The 554-nt window shown below is 65.5% G+C and carries 1 protein-coding gene; it reads left to right on the forward strand.

The window, feature by feature from the left end:
* Window positions 1–123: 123 nt before the first annotated feature.
* On the forward strand, window positions 124–554 hold a 431-nt coding region (locus ACYVF6_RS37520; RefSeq protein WP_460528701.1), incomplete at its 3' end, for an IS5 family transposase.

Here is a 554-nt window from a genome sequence, read left to right on the forward strand (position 1 = left end):
CTAGGCCCTGTTTCATAAGTGGTTGTTGTGATCTGGGTGTGCTCGGCGTGTCGGTGATCAAGAATGTGCGAGGTCTCCGGTAGATGGTTCATCGACCAAGACGACCATCAGCACGGAGACCTCGTGGCCAGCGTAGCGGCGGCGGGGCGGTTCGATCTGACCGACGCGCAATGGGCGGTGCTGGAGCCGATTCTGGAGTCGGTGCTGCCCACGCCGAAGAAGTCTGGTCGGCCGCCCAAGTGGACGAAACGGCAGTTGATTGACGGGATTCGGTGGCGGGTGCGGGCAGGCACACCGTGGCGCGACGTGCCGGTTGAGTATGGGCCCTGGCAGACGGTGTATGGCCTGTTCCGTCGCTGGCAGCGCAACGGCGCCTGGGCACGGATCTTGACCGGGTTGCAGACCCTGGCTGATGCGGCTGGGTTGATCACCTGGGAAGTGTCGGTGGACTCCACGATCGCTCGGGCGCACCAGCATGCGGCCGGGGCGCGGAAAAGGGGGATCTGCAGGTCGAGCCACCCGGCGGCGAGGATGACGTCGGTGGGACCGAGCCG

This window comes from Flindersiella endophytica, from assembly GCF_054779015.1.